The organism is Variovorax glucosi (genome assembly GCF_051216695.1).
Lineage (GTDB): Bacteria > Pseudomonadota > Gammaproteobacteria > Burkholderiales > Burkholderiaceae_C > Variovorax.
Genome location: NZ_JBPJZE010000132.1, coordinates 1 through 1,344 on the forward strand (window position 1 = coordinate 1; position 1,344 = coordinate 1,344).

Here is a 1,344-nt window from a genome sequence, read left to right on the forward strand (position 1 = left end):
AAGCCTATGCCTTCTGAAGCAATGACGAGCAACGCACAACCTATCAAGATTGCCATCCTCGCCATGGGCGGGGAGGGCGGCGGCGTGCTGGCCGACTGGATCGTCGACATGGGCGAGGCCAACGGCTACGTCGCCCAGACCACCTCGGTGCCGGGCGTGGCCCAGCGCACCGGCGCGACCATCTACTACGTCGAGCTGTATCCCTCGGCGCAGGCCGAAGCCGATGGCGGCCTGCCAGTGCTCGCGTTGATGCCGCTGCCGGGCGACGTCGACGTGGTGCTGGCGTCGGAGCTCATGGAGGCCGGGCGCGCCGTGCAGCGCGGCCTCGTCACGCGCGACCGCACCACGCTGATCGCATCCACGCACCGCGTGTTCTCCATCGCGGAGAAAAGCGCCTTGGGCGACGGCCGCGTCGACAGCGACCAGCTCCTCGCACACACCGCCAAGGCAGCCAAGCGCTTCATCCGCTTCGACATGGCGCAGGCAGCCGAAGCCTCGGGCAGCGTGATCAGCGCGGTGCTGTTCGGCACGCTGGCAGGTTCGGGCGTGCTGCCGTTCAGCCGCGCGCAGTTCGAGGCAACCATCGAGCGCGGCGGCGTGGGCGTGAAGCCCAGTCTCAAGGCTTTCGGCGCGGCGTTCGCTCGCGCGCAAGGCGGTGACGACGGTGAGCCTGCGAAAGAAGTGCCTATCGCTGCACCAGCACCCCAACCGCGCCACCCGGCCGTGCGGGCATTGGTCGAGCGGGTGCAACATGACTTCCCGGTGCAAGCGCAGGACTTCCTGCTCGAAGGTGTGCGCCGCCTCATCGACTACCAGGACCCGGCTTACGCCAGCCTGTACCTCAACCGCATGGCCGCCATCGCCGCGCTGCCAGGCAGCGACGACCATCGCCTGCTGCGCGAAACCGCGCGCCACCTCGCGCTCTGGATGTCCTACGAAGACACCGCCCGCGTCGCGGCCCTGAAGACCCGCGCCACCCGTTTCGAGCGCGTGCGCGGCGAGGCCCGCGTACAACCGGGCCAGGTGCTTGCCATCAACGAATACATGCACCCGCGCATGCAGGAAATCTGCGAGACGCTGCCCGGCGGCATCGGCCGCTGGCTCATGAACTCGACGATGCCCAAGAAGCTCGTCGAGCGCTTCACCCAACCCGGCCGCGTGATCCAGCCCAGCTCGCTGCGCGGCTACCTCATGCTGCGCATCGTGGCGGCATGCAAGCGCTGGCGCCTGTCGACGATGCGCTATGCCGAGGAAAACCGCCGCATCGAGGAATGGCTGCAGCGCATTGCCGCCACCGCGCAACGCAACCCCGAACTGGCCGTTGAACTTGCGCAGTGCCAACGC

Annotated in this window: 1 protein-coding gene; it reads left to right on the plus strand. The window is 68.3% G+C overall.

The window, feature by feature from the left end:
* Nucleotides 1–21: 21 nt before the first annotated feature.
* The coding region (locus tag ACSFA3_RS23560) for an indolepyruvate oxidoreductase subunit beta family protein (RefSeq protein WP_435507842.1) at nucleotides 22–1,344 on the plus strand (1,323 nt) is incomplete at its 3' end.